Genomic DNA, 23,868 nt, shown 5'->3' with positions numbered 1-23,868 from the left:
ACATCCGCACCGCTGTAAGTGCTGGTGATGGTCACCTCTTTATCAACACCGACGTTTTTGTCATCGAACTCACCCGTGGCGCTGATGGTGACATCATCATCTTTAACCAGGCCTGCAAACTCAACGCCATTTATCACAATCGTTGCTACTTTAGAACCGTCATAGACTTTACCTTGCGCGGTTAAGCCGCTGATGATTAGCTCTTTAGCGGTAATGCTGGCGGTTGTGGTGGTTTGGTCGGTAATTTTGTAGTTACCGATATCCGCTCCGCTGTAGCTGCTGGAGATGGTCACTTCTTTGTTTTCACCGACGTTTTTGTTGTCGAACTCACCGGTTGCGCTGATAGCAACCTTGTCACCCGAAACCAGGCCTGCATATTCCACACCGTCAATCACAATCGTTGCCACTTTGGAACCGTCATAGACTTTACCTTGCGCGGTTAAGCCGCTGATGATTAGGTCTTTGGCGGTAATGCTGGCGGTTGTGCTGGTTTGGTTGGTGATTTTGTAGTTACCAACATCCGCACCGCTGTATTCGCTGGTGATGCTCACGGTTTTGTTTTCACCCACATTTTTGTCGGCAAACTCACCGGTTGCGTTGATCGTTAAATCATCTCCTGCAACCAGGCCTGCATATTCAACGCCATTTATCACAATCGTCGCCACTTTAGAACCATCATAGACTTTACCTTGCGCGGTTAAGCCGCTAACAACTAAGTCTTTGGCGGTGATGGTCGCTACCAGATTATCAGGTACGACCAACGTGTAATTATCCGCATCATCACCCATTAGGCTAATACCACTGAGGGTGATCGCTTTGTTTTCAGCGACATTTTTATCAAAAAACGCACCTACAACTTGACCGCTAAGCGAAACACTGTCACTGCCAAATGCGGCTACCGTTGCGGTGCCGTTTAAAATAGCGCTGGTTTTCGCATCGTACACTTTATCTTCTGCGGTTAAACCGGTCACCATAAGATTCGCTTTCGTGATCTCGACCGTTTCTCTGCTGGTTTCATCGATAATGTCATAACCCAACTGCGTTGAATACAATCCGCCGATCAGTTGGCGCGTGCCAACATTTTTGCTGTCCAAGCGATAATCGGTTTCCAACACCCAGTCTTGGTTCGGTGTAATGGCTTGCCCGTCGTTTGTCCAACTCAAATCTGCGGCAGCGAGCGTCACATCGGTAGTGGCATCGTAAACACGTGATGCTTGATCCGCCTGCTGAGTACCGGTTACCGTAACGATTTCGCTAAAGAAATGTCGCAACAAAGGCGCCGCCATACCGTCATAACTGCGCCACACCGTATCCTCACTGCCTTGAGCCGAAATTTCCCAACCAGCCGTTTTAAACAGCGCAAATTCTGTTAATTCAGTACTGGTTTTCGGCTCCCAGATGCCAGAATATGACACACTGCGATAGTTACCAACTCCTTTTAAACCAACGGCGACATCAGCGTTCCAGAAGTTTGCTAGCGGGTTAATACGATTCGCATTCCCAATCAAAGCACCCGCCAGAATCAAATCACCCTCACCATGCGTGACCGCCACATCCGCATAAGTATGCTCTATCGCAGACCATGGTCCGAATTCGCCACTCTGCTCCACCTCACCGACTAATCCACCGACGTTATCCGCACCGTGAACCTTGCCTGTAGCATAGGCGTTCTTAATGCTTGAGCCACTCAAGAAGCCCACCAAACCACCGACATTTGAACCTGTCGCCGTAACATGGGTTGCGGCAAAGCTTTCGGTTATTTCACCATAAGAGAGATAACCGACAAGCCCCCCAATGTATTGGTCACCATCAACCGTATTGCCGATAAAATAACTACGATTTAGCTTGCCATAATTGGCAAAGCCAACCAACCCACCAACACGCTCACCATCTGGACTGGAGACATTTCCGGTAGCATAGCTGTTTTCAACCGTTTGAAATTCCAAACGCCCGACCAAGCCACCAATATTTTGCGGATTGACATCATCTTGCTTCACCCCAAACACATCACCTATGGCAATACTGTTACTCACCGTTGCACCATCATTCAGACCAATCAAACCGCCGACATCTTTATTTCCATAGACTCGGATGGCTGTAAACGCATTATCTACTTCTGCAGCGGGGCCAGCATGGGAACCGCCCATCAAACCGCCCACACCATCAATACCGGTTATTTTAGGGCCATCGTCTTTGTCACAACTCCTATCCATACACACCACCCACACATCACGAATACTGCCAAAGTTATGCCCCAGCATACCCCCAACATCGTGCTCTCCAACCACCGTTGGATTAAAAACCCGAACCGCCTCAATCGTGCCGCCGTTAACACTACCCACCAATGTACCGACATAATTCCTGCCGACAACGCTTGGTGCATGCAAATCCAAATTCGTTATCGATGATTCAGCCCCGTTCACTACCCCAAACAAGCCTTGATAATCTTGATCTGGGCGATTAATAAACAAACCACTAATCTCTTTATTATTACCATCAAAACGGCCAGAGAAATAGGACATGATATCGCCAATCGGCTGCCAACCTGCGCCACTGTTCCAGCCATTTGTACCCGAAGCATTAACATTCTTACCAAGGGAATAGTCGCCCGCCAGCGCTTGGTTTATGCGTTGCAGTTGGTTAATGTTATAGATTTCAACTAAACCATCATTGGTAAAGACCACCTTGTCGCTGGTGTTGCCAGCATTAAAGCGCACGCCGCCATCGTTGTTGCTGGTGTTGGCGATTTTGGCGTTGACCTTGATAGTGTCTGCTTTGAGGATCAGGGCGTTGTCAGAATCCCATTCAATCGCTGCGTTTAGATCAATTGCGCCGGAGCCACCGGTATTTTGTGCGATCACCTTCGCATCACCCGCTGCTAGGCGATGTTGCAGTGCGGTGTTTGAGATGCCCGACTCGGTTTCAGCCGGCGCATCCGCACCGACCACAAAATCTGAAGCCGATGCAAGCGTTAGCTCCCCTACACTCCAGCCGGCGGTGTCGCCTTGAATAGAAACATAGCTAGCGCGAGTTGGCGCTGAAAAATTCAGATTACCGGCTTCAAAATCGGTATTGCTGATATTTAAATTCGATGCCACCAGGCCTGCTACGTCCACCTGAGCATCCGTACCGAACAAAATACCGCTGGGGTTGATAAGGTACACACGACCATCTGCCGTCAACTTACCCAAAATCGAACTTGGGTTATTCGCGGTCACGCGGTTAAGTGCGACCCAGCTGGCATTCCCGTTCTGGTCAAAATGCACGCTATTACCCACGCCAATATCAAAGTTGCGCCAGTCGATGATTAGCTTATCGCTGTCTTGATTAATCAGCCGTGATAAAACACCGTTGGTGTCCACGATATCGTGAATGGTACCCGCGCCAGACTTGATTTCACCGCAGTTCGGCATCCCTGGGGTGACGACACACGATGAAGATCCTGGCGCTATTTGCCAAATGGCGCCACCGTCTACTTTTTGTCCCTGAGGTAAAAAAACATTTAACTGCGGATAACCCGACGCAAGCAGTTGGTTTTCTTCAATCACCCAATCAGCCGTTTCAAACAGCTCAAATTCTGTTAATTCAGCACTGGTTTTCGATTCCCACGCGCCCGGCGTTGATGCATCTGAATGGCTACCAATTCCTTTTAAACCAACGGCGAAATCAGCGTTCCAGAAATTCTGTGACAGCGTAATAAAAGAGCCAGCATTCACTTTGCCAACAAGACCACCGGCTAGCACCGTTGCATCCGCACCATGCACGACCGACACATCCGCATAAGTATGTTCTATCGCAGAATTTGGCCCAAATTGGGTATTCTGCTCCACCCTACCAACTAATCCACCGACGTTATCCGCACCCTCAACCCAAGCGGTGGCATAGGCGTTCTTAATGCTTGAGCCATTCAATACACCCACCAAACCACCGACATTTGAACCTGTCGCTGTGATCTGGGTTGCGGCAAAGCTTTCGGTTATTTCACCATTAAACAGATAACCGACAAGTCCGCCGACATTATCATTACCTTCAATATTTGCCGTGGAGTAGCTTCTTGTAATTTGATGTTTATCCCATGATTCATCAGCCGGGAGCTTACCGACGAGACCGCCAACATAATTATGTCCGGTAATGGTTCCTGTTGACGATGAATCGGTTATCGTCATCTGATCGCCAATAGGACCATAGAAATCATGCACATTGCCGACCAAACCACCGACATAATCATGCCCTACGATTGAATCGCCTAAAAAATGGGAGTTTGTAATCGTAAGTTTTTCCCACGCCTCTCCGACCAGGCCGCCAACGGAATTCACACCGCTTACACGCCCAGTAACCGTGGAGTTGGAGATGGTTACAGGTTGGGAAGAAATATAACCAATCAACCCACCTACCGCAAAACCGTCCATTTCTTGCGGGGCGCCGGTATTTTCAAACACCAGCTCACCATGAAAATGAACATTATCGATAGGCGTGCTACCATTCAATGCAACGACATAACCCGCCACCCCACCAAAACCAAACGTATTCCAGTAACCCTCTTCAGATTCTTTTAAAAACTGAAGCGCCAAATTACCGTTCATCGTAGAATCGCTAACCGTCCCAGTCACGCGGCCCACCAATCCACCGAAAATATAACCCTCTAATGCAGTCAGCTGTTCATTATCGATAACAACATGTGTTTTAATATCACCGTTCATCACGCCCTGTGTAATATTAACGATAGAGCCAGAAGTGTCACCAATTAACCCGCCGGCATGCTTTACACTCGCGTTTATTGAGACAAGCGTGACGTTTCCATTCATCGTCCAACCCTGCAAAGCTATCAACTGTGCGTCAATATTATTGATGCTTAAGTCTCCAACAATGCCACCCACATTTTGTATACTGAAGTGTTCACCTGTCGTGACAAGCGTCAGATTGCCGTGGTTTGTTAAATCAACCGTGGCTGATTCTCCAGTGTAGAACAAATTGCCAAACATACCACCAATAGAACCTAAACTACCGAACTCATTCCAAGCACTGACTTCAGCATTAGAAACAACATTGTTTAATTGTTTAACATGTGCCGAACCTGCCACGCCGCCAATGTAAGTGCCCGATTCATTGTCCGCAGCCGATGATTTAAACTCAACAGTCGCATTCTCTATGATGATATTGCTGAGTACATTCAATTCGTCATCACTATACCCATCCATAAAGCCTACCAGGCTGCCGACGTACTGCGAACCGGTTGCCATTACGTTATCAAGATGAATGTTGGTGAGTTGCGCGCCTTTTGTATAGCCAAATAAGCCCACATATTTTTGACCAGCACCCCCCACCGTTAAGTTTGATATGGTTTTATGCTGACCATCAAACTTGCCAGTAAATGGCGGATTGGAGTCGTTAAAATGCTGTCTACTGGCAATCGGCATCCAGTCCAACCCGGATAAATCAATATCCGAACCCTGCTGATAAGTACCGTTTAACGCGGTATTGATCCATTGCAGTTGTTCGGCATTGTGGATGACGACCTTGCCATCTTCGCTAAAAACAACGGCATCAGATTCGTTTTTTGCCGCAAAATACACCCCGCCGCCAGCGGTGCTTTGGTTTTCGATTTTGGCGTTGACCTTGATGGTGTCTGCTTTGAGGGTCAGGGCGTTGTCAGCATCCCATTCAATCGCTGCGTTTAGATCAATTCCGCCGGAGCCACTGGTATTTTGTGCGATCACCTTCACATCACCCGCTGCTAGGCGGTGTTGCAGTGCGGTGTTTGAGATGCCGGACTCGGTTTCAGACGGCGCATCCGCACCGACCACAAAATCTGAAGCCGATGCAAGCGTTAGCTCCCCTACACTCCAGCCGGAGGTGTCGCCTTGAATAGAAACATAGCTTGCGCTGAGTGGCGCTAGAAAACTTAAATTACCCGCTTCAAAATCGGTATTGGTGATATTCAAATTCGATGCCACCAGGCCTGCTACGTCCACCTGAGCATCCGTACCGAACAAAATACCGCTGGGATTGATAAGGTACACACGGCCATTCGCGGTGAGGTTGCCTAGAATGCTGCTGGGATTGTTTTGCACCACACGGTTTAACGCTACAGCGCTGGCACTCGGTTGCACAAACTCCACGCTATTGCCTGTGCCAATATCAAAGTTGCGCCAGTCGATGATTAGCTTATCGCTGTCTTGATTAATCAGCCGTGATAAAACACCGTTGGTGTCCACGATATCGTTGATGGTACCGGTGCCAGACTTGATTTCACCGCAGTTCGGCATACCGGCAACCACCGCACAGGTATCGACAACCGGCTCGCTAAAGGGTTTGTTTTGCCAGGCGTGATAAGGCATACCGTCGTTTTTAGACGACGTAATACTCCACTCTTTGCTAAATTCGGTTCCCATATAATTGAGAGGGTGGGGATCCGGATCAAGCGGCAAGCTGAGGCTGTCATCGTTGTTGGACAACTTAAGCTGATCTAAGGTGACCTTGTTACCAATAAGGCTTAAGTTTAGTAGTGCTTGTGAAGGGTCATAATTCATTTGCCCATCCAGATAATAGGCAAAATCAATATAACTAATGGATGCAAAATGTTCATCATCAACATCCACTCGCCCTAAAATGCCATAATTCGTAGCAAACTGAGAAGGATCGCTATCAAACACGCCGTAGCTTTCGATAACATAGATGCCGGAGTCTCCCTCACCCATGCCACCAGCAATCAGACCCAAGTCTTCGATTTTTTTCGACCCAGCACCATCTACCAAGGCATAAGATGCGGTAATGCTGGGTCCCCATGCGCCACCCACTAAGCCGCCGATATCCGACGTATTCTCCGCTTCATTATTGAATGTCACCTTTGAAAACGAGGCATGAATCCCTGAGCCGGGGTTAGTCACACCGACCAAACCACCGATATTATGTGAGAACGACCCTGTTAAATTGAGTTCGACATCTGAAAAACTATTAATAATACTGACCTTGCCAGAGCCTACTAACCCGCCAGCTCTATCCGTGACCTCATCAAACCTACCGCGCACAAAACTGTTGGCAATCGTTGTCGGATAGACTCCTTTTGCCAGACCCACTAAACCGCCTATAGAATCTTGATAATAGCCTGTCTTTAAATCCTGCTTGGTCACGGTTAAGTTATCCAAACCAAAATTGAGCAGGGTGGCACCTTCTGTAACCGCAAATAACCCCGCATGCCCAGAAGTTGTACCGCTTGACGGCGATATGGTCTGATTAGAAACAACGTGTCCCATGCCGTTTAATGTACCTTTAAAAGGACCTGGTAAAAAGGTACCAGTCTCCAACATCAAAAACGAAGTATGAACCGGAAATTTGGAAGCATCGATATCCACAGCTAAAGCGTAATAAAGACCAACTGAACCGGCCGATCTTAAAGCACTAAACGAATTATAGTCTCGAATTAGCGTGTAATCTTGATCGTTAATCCTTAAGGTTGAATGATCATGAAAATTCACCTTACCGTAAAACCCTTCTTCGGATAACCCCGTATTTACCCTTCTCCCTTGACCATGCGTTAACACCAACCCACCCATTCCACGAACGTCGAGCTCGGCATTAATATTGATATGCCCGTGTGCAATCAGCGTCAGCGTGGTGTTTGTCCACTCTAATGGCGCATTGATGGTGATATGACCTTGCTCTGTACCCTCTGATGGCGTTTGGATAGTAATGTTGTTGTTCGCCAAATTGGCAACCAGTGTATCGGCACCAATCTGTGTGCTGCCACTGGCATCGTCAGCAAAATCCCCGCCCGTTCCAGCGACAATTTCAATATCGGTCGGATCAATCAACCATTCACCGGTTTTGCCCTGTTCGGCTTTGGTGGTCACCACCAGGCCTGGTTGGATATTTACGTTGGCAGCAGAGGTTTCGATAAACCCGCCATCACCGCCGTTCGGGGCGCTGGCATCGAGTTTGCCGCTGGCGGTGACTTGGCCTTGGCTCATGCCGCCCATCAGCATAATGCGCCCGCTTTTGCTGGCAAATGTTTGCGCTTGGATGAGGCCGTCGTTGTTAACCAGGTTGCGGTAGATGTCTTGACGTGCTTGGGTGGTCATGATGACAAAGCCGCCATCGGCTTGAATCAGTCCGCCGTTTTCGGCCAGCGCATCGAGGACGCCTTGTTCAACGGTGACGGTCATCAGGCCGTCGCCGTTAAAGTCGAGGGTGACGTGATCACCCGCCGCTAATGCGACGTTGCCGTTGTTGGCTTCGATGGTGCCTTGGTTGGATACGCGGTTGGCGATCAAGGCGACTACCCCGCCGTTGGCGCGGATGTGGCCGAGGTTTTTGATGTCGCCTTCGCTAAAGCCGAGGTTTTTGAAGTCGAGTTTGTTGTCGAGGAAGTCTTGGTCGCTGATCTCGAGCGTTGAGGCAATTAAGCCGCCGACATCAACCTGCGCGGTTTTGCCGAATAGGATGCCGCTGGGGTTAACCAGATAGACGTTGCCGTTGGCGTTGAGTCGTCCGTGGATTTGGCTGGGGTTGTTGTCCATCACGCGGTTGAGCGCGGCGCTGTTGCTGTTGGGTTGTTGGAAGTTGACGGTGGCGTCTTGTCCGATGTTGAAGCTATTCCAGTTGGTGATGAGTTTGTCGCTGGTTTGGTGGATGGTCATCACATTGTTGTGTTGTTGGATTTGTGCTTGGCCGTGAACAATGTTGGCGCCTTCGGGCAGGGTGCCAGGGTCGAGGGCGTGGGCGATGCCACCAAAGCCCATCATCAGCGCGGCAATCGCGCCGACGATGCCGCCTTTGCGTTTGCCTTTACCGGGGGCGATTTCCGCCACCGCGATGTACATTTGTTTGGCGTCTGACCACACAAGGCGGTAGGTGTGGTTTAGGGAGGCGCGTTTGATTTTTGCGTTTTTGTTGTGCATGGTGTTACCCTCTTTGCTTTTAAATTTCGTTGTTCAGTTGTTGTTTCTCGTTCCCACTGTCCTCAGTCGGAATGCATACCGGTCTATCAGATAGCTTTTACATCCAGTAAAACGTATCACTCACTATCGGTCTGCATTCCCACGCAGAGCGTGGGAACGAGAATGTCGTTCAGCCGGTCTGCAATATTCGTCATTCCGGCGAAGGCCGGAATCTCCAGCCGACTGCGCATAATCTCAAGAGATCCCGGCCTTCGCCGGGATGACGACTACATCGCCGGGATGCCGTATCCAGCAGGCCTGGTTAAAACCAAACCATTGCTTGGAGCCAGAAGCGGCCGTTGTTGTCTTTGCCTTCGCTGTCTTTGCCGGTGGTGGTGCGATCGTTGATCTCGTCGTTAATTTTGATGGCGTAGGCGGCTTTGAGCATGTAGCGTTGCGGTTGGCTCCAGCTTAGACCAATACCTGTGCCGGTGAGGCTGTAGCTGTTGAGGTTATTGTTGTTGGTGGGCGCACCCCATGGATTTTTATCGAGGGTGATTTGGCCGTGGTCAATAAAGCCTTGGAGTTGGATGCCGCCGTTGTAGACCATCACACCGGGTAGGTCGTAGCGCAGCTCAAGCGTGGTGAGCCAGCCTTGGTCACCCGAGCCTTCGCCGCCCGCATAGGCGCGTACACCGTTAACGCCACCGAGGGTGAATTTTTCACCGGAGTCGAGGTTGCCGCTGGCAAGGGTTTGGAGTCTGGCGCTGGCGTGGAGGTTAAGGCCGCTGTGGAGTTGTTGGATTCGGGTTAGGTTGGCGTTGAGTTTGTGGAAACTGCCGTGGGTTTTAGCGGTGGTTTGATCGCTGCCGTAGTCGCTGGTGTTGCCTTTGCGGTTAAGGTCGCCGTAGGTAAGGCTGACGCCGTATTGGGTTAGGCCGCCCTGGCCGAGTCGATCTATTTTGTCACCGTTGAGGCTGAGGGTGAGGTTGTTATAAATGCGGTCTTTGGTGTTGTCGTTTTCACGATAGTCTTTTAAATCTTTGTAGTCGTATTGGCCTTGTATGTAGAGGTTGGTTTGGCGTGAACGGATAATCGGGTATCGGAGCCCGGCGTTGGCGCTGAGGGCAGTACCGTTGAGGTCGAGGTCTTTGAGGTCTTGCCCGAGGGTGTATTTTAGGTAGCTGAGGCTGGTGTTAAAGGTGAGGCCGTTGTAGCTAATTGGCGTGTCATAGGCAATGCGTCCGTAGCTTTGGTTGGTGGTTTGGGTCACCATGCCGGTTAATCGGTCGCCCATGCCGCTGAGGTTGTTGATGTGTCCCATGGCGTTGGCACGCCATGCTCCGGTGTAGTAGCTGCCGTAGTTGTCAATCCAGGCGTTGCCGGTGTAGCGTGGGGTGGCGCGAAAGCTGACATCAACACGGGTGGTGCCAAATTCGCGGCCGCGCTGAAGGTTGGAGGTGGCGCTCACCCCTGCAAGGTCGTTAAGCAGGAGCATGCCGCGTTCCATTTTGGTGGCGCGGATAATGTCGTTTTGATCGGGATGCAGCGCGTGGTTAAGGGTTTGGTTGATGCGTTGGTTGCTGAGGTTAACGCCCTGCCCCGCGGTGACGTTGCGATCCCAGTTGCCGCCGCCTTCTATGCGTCCAGGTTGGATGCGGATTATCAGGTTACCTTCGGTGATGTCTTGTTCGGGTAAGTAGGCGAAGGCGAGAAAGTAGCCTTTGTCGTTGAGGTGTTCGGTGATTTTGGCGGCAAGGTGTTGTAGGCTGTTAAAGCCGTGCTGTTGGCCAATTGCGTCTTGGATGATGCGCTGTAGTTCGGGTTCGGTGGCGAGGCCGTTATAGTTTTCAAATACCACTGACTTTAGGGTGATGGTTTCGCCGGTATCGGGCATCGGCGCGGGGAGTTGCGAGCCGAGTGCCGGGCTGCTGTCAAGCTGGGGGATGTTGGCTTCTTGGTCACGCAGTAATGAGCCGGCGTCGGGGGTTTGGGCGTGGATCAGCGGTGCAAGCGCAAGCAGTCCCGTGGCGATAAGCCCGTGTTTGGTGGATGTGTTTTTCATAGTCGAGTCCTTTTTTATTGTGGTTTTTGGCTAACACCCTGTAGGGCATTAAAACCAAATTTTTACTCACTAAACTGTATAGTGAAACCTTTCAATAAAACAGACACGCTTTCCGACAAAAAACGACACAACCTTACATTAACCCGGATATTTCATAAAGTTCACGCGCCCTCGCTTGTCTATTGCTTCCCCAGCACTTTTTTCTCAGTCGGCTGTATGAATAACTACAGCACTCCTTCGAAAAAAGCACTGGAAAACCAATATCCTGCGCGATCATCACGCGAATTTATGAAACATCCGGGTTAACAAAACCTTATCATGAATAAGTGAATTTTATACACCCCCAGATTCAAACACAGTTTAACTCTCCTGTAAACACATAACCCTGCCCACGAACGGTGTCGAGGGGTAGGGTTAAATCCTGTTTTTCAAACTTCACCCGTAAACGCCGCATCATGACTTCTAGTCGGCGTACATCATAGGTCATGGGGTCACACCCAAGCCGTTTGATAATCTGATCTCTTGACACGACCTCCCCTGGCGTGTCTGCTAAGAGCTCAATAACCGCATACTCGTTGCTTGTTAATTTAATGGCTGGGTGTGGGCGGCGTGTCAGTGTCCAATGGAGTTTATCAAAACACCATTGTTCCACAACTGAGGATGCAATTTGATTAGCTTGTTGCGCGCTGTTGTGCCCCACTCTTTGAGCTAGGTTTTGAATGGCCAAAGATAGCTCCTGGAGCATGACGGGCTTGATAAAGTAGCTGTCTGCGCCTGCGTTTAAACAAGCGATACGTGATTCGGTGCTGGCGCGGGCGGATACAATAATCACTCCGCGCGGTCCTAGTTGTTTACGATTTGCTTTGAGCCAAAGCGCACCATCATCATCGCCTAGCCCAAGATCAAGTAACACCACATCAATCGTGTTTTTTGCTAAGCGGGCTTCAAGTTCAGCCAAATTAACCGCCGTATGAACTTCAAAGCCTTCCATTTCCATGTAGATCGCGAGGGTTTCGGATAACTCGGTATTATCTTCAACAATCAGCAGCCCCATCGGTTGTGGTTTTGGATTCATCTTTTTTCCTTGTGTGTGGGTAGTATTAAATAAAAGCAGCTGCCTTTATTAAGTTTACTCTCTAGTTTTACCTCGCCATCATGGCCTTGAATGATTTGTTTTACCAGTGCAAGCCCAAGCCCAAGACCTTGAATGGTGTTCTTGTGGCGTGGGCTACGGAAATAATCTTCAAATAAGTGCGGCATTTCTTCCGGTGCAATGCCAGAACCTTGATCACAAACGGCTATTTGAGCCTGTGTTGGTGATGGCTGCACGGCGACGCTTACTAGGCTGCCTTTGGCTGAGTATTTGCAGGCATTATCAATCAAATTGAATAAGGCGATTTTAAATAAATCCTTGTCTAACTCAAAATTAGAATACACCGCTCCTTGCTGATACTGGTACTCGATTTGATGCTCAGGATAAAGCATTTGAGCATCGTCACAAAGTTTTTTTACAAAGGGCGCTAATTCGACAGGTTTCTTTTTGGGCACGAGAAACAGTTCTTTTAATTTGCCTTGTTCGTCCCATTCATATAGCAGCTGTTTGAGCTTTTCGCCTGCCTGTTTTATGACAGTCAAGTGAGGATTGAGTCGCGTTATTTGAATGGTTTTATGGTTGTTGGTGAGTTTTTCAAGCAACTCTAATCTGGCTAGCATTAGATAAAGGGGGTTGCGAAATTCGTGTGAAACCAGGTCGGTGAGTTTTTTAAATTGATTGTGGCGCTCGACTTCGTTGGATAGGGTTTGTTGAATGTCATAGGTTTTTTCCTCGACCGCTTTTTTTAGTTTCATTTCTGATTCGCTGAGCAGTTGTAAACGCTGCTGGTCGGATTTAAGGGCCAACTGTAGAGCATCCTCTTTTTCTTTTCGGGTCAGATAGATTTTATCTGCCATGGCTAAAGATAAAAACATCAGCTCAACCAATGAACTGAGCATCAGGATGTGTTCAGTCCAGAAACTAGCCGGAATGCGATCGTATACAACAAGTATAACCAAACAAACGCCTCCCCATAAGCTTAACCAGGCCAATAAATAGAGGCCTGCACTTTTTTGTTTATTAAGATAGGCTTTAAAAGCAACCAGCACGATGATCAAACCCGCTAATGGTGCGCTTAACCATACAAAAGGAAACAAGATCGTTCCACTCCAGCTGCTAAAGAGCGACACAATAAATAGTACGATTAGAATTAAATAATAACCGCCCATTATTAAAATAACCCTATCCAGCAAAGGGTAGAACTTAGCCGTTGACAAAAAACTGCGGGTTACTTGCAAGCCTAAGACAACGGCTAACGTATAGGAAAACAGCGCGGAAATTTCATTCCAAGCGACAGCATTGGGCCAAATATATAATCTAAGTAGGCCATTATCTGACATAAAAGCCACTAGAGCGGTGGCTGTAAATAGACTGTAATAAAAAAAACTGGGTTGGCGCAAAATAATTGAAAATATAAGAAAATAAATTGCAACCGTAACAAGTATTCCATAGTAGATTGCGTAAAAAATCTGGCTAGTAATATGCTTGCGCTGGAACTGTTCTGCACTGTTTATTCGCAGAGGCACCAACATCCGACCTGCGGTTTCTATTTGAAAGAAATAGGTTTGCGAATCGGTTTGCGCACAACTTGGCGCCGTAACAGGATAGACAAAATTGAGCGCAAAAAAGGGCTTGGTTTCTGGGGAATAGTTGGCACCTGTTTGATTTAATCGCTGTCCGGTTTGGTCGTAAAACCCTATTCGCTTGAGGTTAGGGTTAGCGATTTCTATAAAATAAAGCGCTTGCTCTTGCTGAATTTGACAGGCGATATGGACACGAAGCCAGACTAGGGAATCTGTTTGAGCGAAGTTTAAATCCTGCGCTAAATAATCGTATGTCTGCCAATCCGCTTGGTTTTCGGGCGATGGCAGCTGGTGAAAACTGAGCTGAGCGGTTTTATCTTCAAAGAATGCCACCTCAATATTGTCTATTAGCCAAGAATCATTTGCATTGGCTTGTGAGATAGTAAATAAAAACACATTAAAAACAAGCAGTAACACGATATTCATAGGCACATCCAACGCCATAATTGGCTAGCAAAACAGGCAAAAACACAACCAGGCCTGGTTGTGTTTTTGCCTGTTTTTGCTTTATTTTTGTTTTAAAATTGGTGAATTTGTTTGACGAGATTTAAGTCTAAATAGGTGCGGTTACCTACTTCGCCGGCTAAAACGCTAAAAATGTCATTCCATTCTCCCATTTTATCTAACACCAAATCAGCCTGACTAAAGTCATCGTTCGCTGTGTAGCCGTTGATGGTGATAATCGTTTTTAAGCCGGCGGCTTTGGAGGACAATATGCCATTTCGTGAGTCTTCAAAGGCTATCGCTTGCTCTGGTTTTAAGTTCATCTGCGCCAAGGCCCAGATAAAAATATCGGGCGCGGGTTTTTTAGCGGGCACAATATCGCCTGCGGCAATCACTTCAAACCAGCCTAATGAGTCAGCGCCTAGAGTATTGGTGAGCAAAGCGGTGACATTTTCAGGGGTGGTGGTGGTGGCAATCGCTAGGCGCAAGCCTTCTGACCGTGCTTCGTTAATTAAACGCTCAACGCCAGCGCGGAGCGGAATGCGCCCTTCTGCCATCAGTTGGGTGTAGAACAGGGTTTTAGACGCGTGTAAGCCTTTTACAAAGTCGTCAAAGTTGGTTGGCTTAGAGAAGCGTGTATTGAACTTATCCAAATAATACTTAATGCGCTCTTTACCGCCAGTGACCGCTAATAATTCACCATATAACGCCTCATCCCAATCCCAGTCTAAGCCTGCTTGCTTAAACGCCATGTTAAACGCCACGCGATGTCCATCGCGTTCGGTATCGGCTAAGGTACCATCTACATCAAAAATGAGTGCTTCTAATTTTGCCATCGTTTTTATCCTTCGTTATTAAAATTTAAATTGAGCGGCATTTTGCGGCATTAGTGCGTTAAACTCAAGCCATTTTAAGGTTTTAGCCTGATTAACCAACAAAATAACTAGGTTATTTAAATGCTATCAAAATAGCGGTATTGCTTGTTTATAAGTTTAAAACCTGCTATAAAACTGCGTCAAAATAAAAAGCGCTTCTTAACCAAAGATAAAAATAAAACTGGAGAATAAAATGGAGCAGTCAAGCACCTTTATTGAAGATTACCCTTCCTATGTACCGCAAGCAGACGAAGAGTACATGAGTACCGGCATGAAAGAGCACTTCAAAAAAAAGTTACTCGCATGGAAGCAGCAACTGTTAAATGAAGCCGAGTCTACCGTCACCCACTTAAGAGCGGACTCGTCTACACCTGCCGACCCGAATGATCGCGCAACCCAAGAGGAAGAGTTTGCCCTTGAATTACGCACCCGTGACCGAGAGCGTAAGTTAATTGCGAAAATTGACAAGTCGCTTAAGGAAATTGAAACGGGTGAATATGGTTATTGCAAAATCAGCGGTGATGAAATTGGATTAGCGCGCATGGAAGCCCGCCCGACCGCTACCTTGACTGTTGAAATGAAACGTCAACAAGAAATCCGCGAAAAACAAGGCATTTTATAAACCTAATTAGGTTTATTATCTGATGCAAAACTATGTTGGACGATTTGCGCCTAGCCCATCAGGCGCATTGCATTTTGGGTCATTAATTGCCGCCACAGCAAGCTATTTAGATGCGCGAGCAAACAAAGGCTTGTGGCTTGTTCGTATTGATGACCTTGACACACCGCGTGTCGTTCAGCACGCCATCCCTACCCTATTACAACAGCTTGAGGATTATGGTTTTCACTGGGATAAAGCGGTGTTTTATCAATCTCAACACCCCCAACGCTATGAGGATGCCCTTCAACAGCTTCTTAGCCAGCAGCAAGCCTACCCTTGCGATTGCAGTCGCAAACAACTCCAGCAACGCACGGGTTCTACTGTTTATGATGGTTTTTGCAGACACAAACAGCTCACTGCCGACAGGGATCACGCTATCCGCTATAAAATCGATGGCCGTCAGCCACTCAGCTACCCCGATCTGATTCAAGGCGAACAATCCATTAACCCAATAACATCACTAGGGGACTTTATTATTAAGCGCCGTGATGGCTTTATCGGTTATCACCTCGCTTGTGCGCTGGATGATTTGGAACAGGGGATTACTCATGTCATTCGGGGCTATGATCTGATGGGGAGCAGCTTTGCGCAGCAACTCATTACGCATGCATTCGCCGCTAAAACACTCGCTTACGGCCACCACCCGATTGCTGTTAACAACCAACAAGTTAAACTCAGCAAATCGGCGGCCAGCCCCGCTATTGTTAAACAGGATGCGATTGACAACCTATTTAACGTGTTAAAATTTCTAAATCAAAACCCGCCCGCTGCGCTGCAGACCGCTAACCTTGATGCGCTATGGCAATGGGCGATCGCAAACTGGCAGCGCGACAGGATTCCCGCCAAGGCTGAAATAGGACACCTTTCTCTATGAACGACTCAAACCACTATAACGCCTTGATAAGTTGGCTACAAAACCCCGAAAACTATCCCGCTGAAGTTGAATCCGTTCAGCTGATAGAAACCCATATCTCAGCGGTGTTTTTAACTGGCGAATGGGCGTACAAATTGAAAAAACCGGTTAATTTTGGCTTTTTAAACTTTAGCCAAGCCTCCCAACGTAAACACTTTTGTGAACTTGAGTTAACACTCAATCAACGCACCGCGCCACAAATTTATCACTCGGTTGTGCCTGTTTATCAATCCAGCCAAAATCCAACGGTATTTAGCTTTGATGTTCAACCAGGCCTGGTTGAGGTGGATACGCTGGTCAAAATGCGCCAATTTGATCCCAGCAACGTTTTAAGCCGCTACCTAAAAGACCATAGATTGAGTCAAACACAAATTGAACAACTCGCCCAAGCAATTGTGGACTTACACCAGCAAGCGGAACCCGTGCAACCCGGTGACTTTTTAGGCTCGCCAACCTGTGTGTTGCAACCGATGACAGATAACTTCCCTTCGCTACTTTCTTTGCTCGACCAAGCGGAGCTGGCGATCAGCGATGCGAACATACAGCCTGAGCAGATCAAAACACGCTTAAAACAATTGCAAAACTGGACATTAAACCAACACACCCTGCTAGCACCTCTGATTGAGCAACGTCAAGCCGAGGGTCATGTGCGCGCCTGTCATGGCGATCTTCACCTTGATAACATCACCCTTTACCAAGGCGAACCGCTGTTATTTGATGGCATTGAGTTTAATGATCAATTTCGCTGGATTGACACCCTGAGTGATCTTGCTTTCTTATTGACCGACCTGGATTACCGACAACAACAGGCGCTCAGCCAGCAACTATTAAATCTGACGCTGCAAAATACCGGCGATTATGCGGGTTTGGTTTTATTGCGGTTTTACCAAACTTATCGCGCACTGGTGCGCGCCAAAATTACTGGGTTGCGCTACCTGCAACTTGACCCTAAAACACAGGAAGCCAAACAGGGTCTTGAGAGCTTGCTCACCTATATCACGCTAGCTGAATCCTATGCCTACCTACAGAACAACACGCCCTGCTTGTATATCATGCAAGGCGTATCCGGTTCAGGCAAAAGCTATTATGCTAACCAAGTTCATCAGCAAACAGGCGCGATCATCATCAGCTCGGACCGCGAACGCAAGCGCCTGTTTGGCATCGCGCCCGCTTATCGGGTGGATGAGCAACAAAAACAACACCTTTATAGTCAAGAAATGAATATCGCCACCTATGACCGACTCTACCAATCTGCCAGCGCGGCGCTGCAAGCGGGTTTAAACACGCTGGTTGATGCCACGTTTTTAAAGGCCAGCCATCGCCAACGTTTCCTTGAGCTAGCGGAGGCATTGAATGCCAAGGCGCTGATCATTTCGATTCAACCCGATGCAAAACAAGCCGAAAAACTGATTCAGCAACGCCAGCAACAAAACACCGATCCATCCGATGCCAACGCACAGGTGATGCGTCGTCAACTTATGCAATTCGAACCGCCACTAGACCACGAACCGGCACTGATTATTGGCATGCAATCTGCTTTACCTAAGCTTCATCAATAGGTAAACGGAACCGGTATGAAGTTCAGGATTTTGGCATTGGTTTTAGCCACGTCAAGCCCAACCATAGGCCTACAAGCCGCCAACTTAGATCAAGTAAAACTGGTCGGCATTGACCTGTTTAACGCCAATCAAACTCAAGTGCGGCAACATATTCGCCATATCGGTGGATTCCAACAGGAGCGCGCCACATTTAACCATCCCAATGTAGATAAGTTTTTTCCGGTATCTAATCTGCGCGACAGCTATTATTTAGAGTTTCGCTATGATGCCAATGGGCAAATTGTATCCGCCAAGCGACTCTATCGACGAAGCGGCGTTCGTTTAATTAACGAATACCGAGATATCACAACACAGGATCTAGCGCGCCTGCTGAGTGCCGAGCTTGGGCAACCTCCAAAAGTACTACGTAAACAACGCGAAGGGGGCCTAAGCTATCCAAGTTACATCTGGGAAACAGAAGACATCACCATTAAAATAGATCACCGAGGCAGCAGTCCTTATCAACCGATATTTGTCGAATACAAACTCGCTCGTGATCCCTTCGCCGCTAAAATAGAAGAACCCGAAAACCTTGCAAACAACCGAAGATAGTCACTTACCAAACGAGCAACATGGTGAATAACACCAAAATTGCGTCTTTATCGTGCCCAGCGCCCGCTATTCCAAAAAACGAATGAGCAGCGAGCTTTTGCAAATAATTGATATTTAAAGAATTTGATTAAAACCCTTATAAACAGCAAAAAATTTATTCATTTTTTAAAAAAAAAGGGTTGCAAAGGTCTGCGGTTTCTCTATAATACGCCACATCAAGCAACGCAGCTTGAACTACCACTCCCCAATAGTTCAGTTGGTAGAACAGCGGACTGTTAATCCGTATGTCCCTGGTTCGAGTCCAGGTTGGGGAGCCAAACATTAAACCCTAGTTATTAATTTAACTGGGGTTTTTTCGTTTCTGGGGGCGCGATACCGTAAACAATACCCGAAATATTTTTTCCCTTGGCCTTGGTTTTGACTCATCCACGCCAACATCCCACGCGCATCGGTTACCCCTCCTGTGTGATTAATTTGCTGAACTGCTGGCACTAAACTGCTATAATCGTAAAATTAAATTTTATTTTAACGAGTGGAAAAGAAGATTATGTCTGCAGATTTACAACAAATTATCGAAGCGGCGTTTGAGCGTCGTGCTGAAATCACCCCGAAAAACGTCGATGCGGAAACTAAACGCGCCATTCAAGAGTCTCTTCACCTTTTAGATTCTGGCAAGATGCGTGTGGCTGAGCGTCAATCAGTGGGCAAATGGACTGTCAACGAGTGGTTAAAGAAAGCCGTTTTATTGTCGTTTCGTACCGAAGACAATGTGTTGATGAATTCATCTGAAACGCGTTACTTTGACAAGGTACCGTCTAAATTTGCCGATTACTCACAAGCGGATTTTGAAGCGGCGGGAGTCCGCGTGGTTCCGCCTGCGATGGCCCGTCGCGGTTCTTATATTGCCCCAAGTACCGTATTAATGCCTTCTTATGTCAATATAGGCGCCTATGTAGATTCTGGCACCATGGTAGACACCTGGGTAACGGTTGGCTCTTGCGCTCAAATTGGTAAAAACGTGCATTTATCTGGCGGTGTTGGCATCGGCGGCGTATTAGAGCCATTACAAGCCGCGCCAACCATTATCGAAGACAATTGCTTTATCGGTGCACGCTCTGAAGTGGTTGAAGGCGTGATTGTTGAAGAAGGCTCGGTGATCTCAATGGGCGTCTATATTGGCCAATCAACCCGCATTTATGATCGTGAAACCGGTGAAATCCATTATGGTCGCGTGCCGGCGGGTTCGGTCGTTGTTTCAGGTAATTTACCTTCTAAAGACGGTAAATACAGTCTTTACTGTGCCGTTATCGTGAAAAAAGTCGATGCCAAAACACTTGGCAAAGTCGGCATCAACGAACTTTTACGCGATATTTAATTTCTACTCACACTAGGGCGTTTTTATAACGCCCTTGAAAAAAACAGAGCTCGCCTATGATTCTTTATGGGATTGCCAATTGTGACAGCGTTCGCAAAGCCAAAAAAACCTTAGAATTACAAGGTCATGAATACCAGTTTCATGATTTTCGCAAACAGGGTTTAACCCCTGATATCATCCAGGCCTGGTTGAAACAGGTCGATTATAGCCAATTAATCAACACGCGTAGCACGAGTTGGAAAACCTTAACCGATGAACAAAAACACGCGGTTGAAAATCAGGATTTAACCTTCGTTTGCCAACTACCTACCCTGATTAAGCGCCCCGTTTTGCAAACGGATCATCGCATTCTCATTGGGTTCAACCTAGCCGAGTATCAAAGTTTATGAATCCGAACACAACACCCACCCTTAGACTGGCACGTCAGTTATTACAAATCGACTCAGTGACACCAGACGACAAGGGTTGCCAAACGATCATCGCTGATTTTTTGTCTGACCTAGGTTTTAAAAGTGAATCTATGCCCTTTGGTGAAGTGACCAACCTTTGGGCACGAAAAGGTCAATCCAAACCGCTCGTCGTTTTTGCCGGGCATACCGATGTCGTCCCAACCGGTCCGGTTGAAAAATGGCAATATCCACCCTTTAGCGCTGAAATTGAGGGCGACATGCTCTGCGCACGAGGTGCCGCGGACATGAAAAGTGCGATTGCGTGCTTTATGATAGCAACCGAACGCTTTGTAAACGACTATCCTGATCACCCAGGTTCGATTGGCTTCTTGATCACCAGCGATGAAGAAGGCCCTGCAGTGAATGGCACGGTTAAAGTGATTGAAACCCTTGAGGCACGTCAAGAAAAAATCGACTATTGTTTAGTGGGCGAACCCTCCAGCGATATAAAGCTTGGGGACTCAATCAAAAACGGACGGCGTGGTTCTCTAAATGGACGTTTAACGATTAAAGGCGTACAAGGGCATATTGCTTACCCTCAACTAGCTGATAATCCTGTGCATAAAGCCCTGCCCGCTTTAGCCGCCTTAACTGGTATAGCGTGGGATCAAGGCAATGATTACTTCCCGCCAACGCGTTTGCAAATATCCAATGTTCAGTCAGGTACAGGCGCAACCAATGTCATTCCAGGCGATATGTTAGTAATGTTTAACTTCCGCTTTTCAACCGAACACACCCCTGAAACACTCAAGCAAGGTGTTATTGATTGCCTGGCGCCGTTTAACTTAAACTACGAGTTAGAGTGGAACCTATCTGGCCTCCCGTTTGTAACCCCTGCCGAGGGTTTACTTATTCAGGCGACCGGTGACGCCATTGAACAAGTTTTAGGCTATCGTCCCGAACTCTCTACCGCTGGCGGCACATCGGACGGTCGATTTATCGCCCCCACCGGTGCACAAGTCATCGAATTTGGGCCCTTAAACGATACGATCCATAAAATCAACGAACGTGTTAGTGTGTCAGACTTAAACCAACTCACGGATATTTATTATCAAATACTCGTTAACTTATTAACCAAGGTGGCTTAAATGGAACTTCCATTTTGGGTACAAGCATTTTTGATTTTTGTTCAGGTTGCCGCCGTGGTGGTGTTTATTTGGCTAATTTGGCCGCTGGTTAAAAACGAAGAATGGAAGAAAAAGTTCATTGATAACAAACAAGCCCTGTCGATTCTTATCGTCTTTGTACTGGTGTTTGTCTTTGTTTATGGCATGACGGCGGTGTTTAATTGGCTCTATCCCGTTGAGCTGGTGTATTAACCAACAAAATAAAAGCGTTGAAATTAAAGCAATAACAAAAGGAAAAACTATGAGTGATCAAGATATAAAAACCATTGCTCAATCGGTACTGGGTGCCGACTTAAATGAAGAAGAATGTCTGGCTGTATCCGCTATATCTAGCCATCGTTCATTAAAAAAAGATGAAATTCTTTTCCGCGAAGGCGCATCAGATGACCAACTCTATGTTTTGGTCTCCGGAAAAATAGACGTCATCAAAAACTATGGTCAAAAAGATGAAACAGTGATGGCTACATTAAAGCCTGGTGCACTGGCTGGCGAATTGAGTTTCATTGATGGTGAACCTCACTCAATGACTCTCAAATCGCGTGCGGATAGCGAAGCGATCATTTTACATCGTGCTGATTTTGAAAAGCTAATCGAAACGCAGCCTACAGCGGTTTATCACGTCATGCGCGCCATTTTACGCGCTTCACACAAACTCCAGCGTGAACTCAATACACGCTTTATGGAAATGAACCGTTTCGTGACGAATCAATACATGTAAACCTTGATTTTTTAGATCTTCGCGCAACGACGTCGGGAAGATCTAAAACCTGAAGACTAACCTAACTTACCCGCTCGCTTAAGCACCTTGTAAATATACATGCCATAAATCCCTACACTTAACGCCATAATCACCCCAATAGTGCGCCACTCTGATGATAAATTAGACGCAAAAACAAAAATCACTGCAAACGGCGTCACGTAACGCAGGCTAAAATTAAACAGGGCTAATAGACGACCTTTTAACTCAATTTGCGCCAAACGTGTTTCTGGGCGCATCGCCCAAGCGACAAAGATACCAATAAACAAGCCACCTAGCGGCAACATAATACTCGAGGTAATAAAGTCCAATAAAGAGAAAAAGTTTCGCTCACCCACAATATAAAGCGTTTCCCAATAATTAAACGACAACACCGTACCTAAGCCAACAAACCAGACTAAACCACCCAGTATCCATGCCGATTTTGCACGTGTATAACCCCAGTTTTGTTCAAACCAACTGATCGCCGGCTCAATTAACGATATAGCCGACGTCAGTGCCGCCATGACAACTAACAAAAAAAACAGCGTACCAAATAACCAACCCGCGCCCATTTGACCAAACGCAATCGGCAGTGTTTGGAATAATAAACCCGGCCCCGCACCCGGTGCTAAATCGTTGGCAAACACAATAGAAAACACAACCAGGCCTGCTAATATCGCAATCAAAGTATCCATAATAACAATAGAAACACTCGCTTTCGCAATGGACATTTCTTTACCAACATAGGCCCCATACGCCATCATCGTCCCTAAACCAATACTCAAGGTAAAAAACGCATGCCCCATCGCAACCATCACGGCCTGCCAACTCAACTTAGAAAAATCAGCGCTGAACATAAAGGTCCAACTTTGCCCAAACGCTCCGGTCGTGGTCGCATAACCAAGCAACACCAATAGGATTAAAAACAAACCGGGCATCATCAAGTTAATCGCTTTTTCTAAACCACCACGGACACCACGAGAAACAATTAAAATCGTTAACAACACCATCATGCTATGCCAAAACAACAAGGTCCAAGGGTTTGACACCGTAGCCTCAAACAAGCCTTGCGCCGCCTCGGCACTCATCTCAATAAACAGACCTTGCAGGCTATTAAAAAAGTAGGCTAACGCCAGGCCAGCAATCACCGTGTAAAAAGATAAAATCAATAAACCCGCCAAAACACCATTAAGACCCAGCCCGGCCCAAAGTTTAGATGCCTTACTTTCATGCGCCAAATTGGCCATGGCTTGCACCGGATTGGCTTGACCTGCGCGACCCAATGCTATTTCAGATAACAAAATGGGTAAACCAATAATCACAATACAGGCCAAATAAACCAACACAAAAGCACCGCCCCCATTGTCGCCCGCAATATAGGGAAACTTCCAGATATTACCCAGCCCAACCGCCGATCCAACCGCCGCCATAATAAAAACAGTTTGAGATGACCAGGATTGTTTGGAAAGTTTTAAAAGTGCCATAGGGTTTTCCTTTATAATTGCGGAAGGTTTATAT

General features: G+C 47.2%; 15 protein-coding genes and 1 tRNA gene. 10 read left to right on the top strand and 6 right to left on the bottom strand.

The genetic code is table 11. The features are described from left to right. From NA59_RS07820 to NA59_RS07800, 5 genes are all read right to left on the bottom strand, one after another. Positions 1-8,897 (bottom strand): two-partner secretion domain-containing protein (locus tag NA59_RS07820; protein WP_044410600.1); only part of this gene is annotated, 8,897 nt, incomplete at its 3' end. Between the two features lie 301 nt (positions 8,898-9,198). Then, a complete protein-coding gene (locus tag NA59_RS07815; RefSeq protein ID WP_044410597.1) occupies positions 9,199-10,941 on the bottom strand; it encodes a ShlB/FhaC/HecB family hemolysin secretion/activation protein in 1,743 nt (580 codons plus the stop codon). A 349-nt stretch (positions 10,942-11,290) separates the two neighbouring features. Beyond that, a complete protein-coding gene (locus NA59_RS07810) occupies positions 11,291-12,016 on the bottom strand; it encodes a response regulator transcription factor (protein WP_044410594.1) in 726 nt (241 codons plus the stop codon). Beyond that, positions 12,013-14,043, bottom strand: coding sequence for a sensor histidine kinase (locus NA59_RS07805; RefSeq protein WP_044410590.1), 2,031 nt, complete (start codon positions 14,041-14,043; stop codon positions 12,013-12,015). The genes NA59_RS07810 and NA59_RS07805 overlap by 4 nt, the downstream gene beginning before the upstream one ends. Before the next feature lie 92 nt (positions 14,044-14,135). Continuing rightward, positions 14,136-14,897, bottom strand: a complete 762-nt coding sequence (locus tag NA59_RS07800) for an HAD family hydrolase (RefSeq protein ID WP_096777603.1) — start codon at positions 14,895-14,897, stop codon at positions 14,136-14,138. A 232-nt stretch (positions 14,898-15,129) separates the two neighbouring features. Between NA59_RS07800 and dksA the strand changes: the two genes are divergently transcribed. From dksA to NA59_RS07750, 10 genes are all read left to right on the top strand, one after another. Beyond that, positions 15,130-15,558: an RNA polymerase-binding protein DksA gene (dksA, locus tag NA59_RS07795; protein WP_044410584.1), complete on the top strand. Its 429-nt coding sequence runs from the start codon at positions 15,130-15,132 to the stop codon at positions 15,556-15,558. A 22-nt stretch (positions 15,559-15,580) separates the two neighbouring features. Continuing rightward, the gene (gene gluQRS / locus NA59_RS07790) at positions 15,581-16,471 is read left to right on the top strand and encodes a tRNA glutamyl-Q(34) synthetase GluQRS (protein ID WP_044410581.1); all 891 of its coding nucleotides are present in this window, start codon (positions 15,581-15,583) and stop codon (positions 16,469-16,471) included. Then, positions 16,468-18,069, top strand: coding sequence for a bifunctional aminoglycoside phosphotransferase/ATP-binding protein (locus tag NA59_RS07785; protein ID WP_044410579.1), 1,602 nt, complete (start codon positions 16,468-16,470; stop codon positions 18,067-18,069). Before gluQRS ends, NA59_RS07785 begins: the two co-directional genes overlap by 4 nt. A 15-nt stretch (positions 18,070-18,084) precedes the next feature. Then, complete coding sequence (locus NA59_RS07780; RefSeq protein WP_052501537.1) at positions 18,085-18,660, top strand: hypothetical protein; 576 nt, start codon at positions 18,085-18,087, stop codon at positions 18,658-18,660. A 241-nt stretch (positions 18,661-18,901) separates the two neighbouring features. After that, positions 18,902-18,977: transfer RNA gene (locus tag NA59_RS07775), tRNA-Asn, on the top strand. Positions 18,978-19,207: 230 nt separating this feature from the next. Next, positions 19,208-20,035 carry a 2,3,4,5-tetrahydropyridine-2,6-dicarboxylate N-succinyltransferase gene (gene dapD / locus NA59_RS07770; protein WP_044410576.1) on the top strand — a complete coding sequence of 276 codons (828 nt, stop codon included), beginning with the start codon at positions 19,208-19,210 and terminating at the stop codon, positions 20,033-20,035. Positions 20,036-20,091: 56 nt separating this feature from the next. Beyond that, positions 20,092-20,424: a Spx/MgsR family RNA polymerase-binding regulatory protein gene (locus tag NA59_RS07765; protein WP_044410573.1), complete on the top strand. Its 333-nt coding sequence runs from the start codon at positions 20,092-20,094 to the stop codon at positions 20,422-20,424. After that, positions 20,421-21,572 carry a succinyl-diaminopimelate desuccinylase gene (gene dapE, locus NA59_RS07760; protein ID WP_044410569.1) on the top strand — a complete coding sequence of 384 codons (1,152 nt, stop codon included), beginning with the start codon at positions 20,421-20,423 and terminating at the stop codon, positions 21,570-21,572. The genes NA59_RS07765 and dapE overlap by 4 nt, the downstream gene beginning before the upstream one ends. Then, entirely contained in the window at positions 21,573-21,803 is a 231-nt protein-coding gene (locus tag NA59_RS07755) for a hypothetical protein (RefSeq protein ID WP_044410566.1), read from the top strand. A 49-nt stretch (positions 21,804-21,852) separates the two neighbouring features. After that, a complete protein-coding gene (locus tag NA59_RS07750; RefSeq protein ID WP_044410563.1) occupies positions 21,853-22,329 on the top strand; it encodes a cyclic nucleotide-binding domain-containing protein in 477 nt (158 codons plus the stop codon). A 56-nt stretch (positions 22,330-22,385) separates the two neighbouring features. Here the strand turns inward: NA59_RS07750 and NA59_RS07745 are convergent, their stop codons facing one another. Beyond that, positions 22,386-23,834, bottom strand: a complete 1,449-nt coding sequence (locus NA59_RS07745) for a sodium-dependent transporter (protein WP_044410560.1) — start codon at positions 23,832-23,834, stop codon at positions 22,386-22,388. Positions 23,835-23,868: the final 34 nt, after the last annotated feature.

It is taken from the genome of Thiomicrospira microaerophila (assembly GCF_000934765.1).
In the GTDB taxonomy this organism is placed as follows: domain Bacteria; phylum Pseudomonadota; class Gammaproteobacteria; order Thiomicrospirales; family Thiomicrospiraceae; genus Thiomicrospira; species Thiomicrospira microaerophila.
The sequence above is the reverse complement of the archived record's forward strand: the minus strand, read 5'-3'. Positions and strand labels throughout refer to the sequence as shown.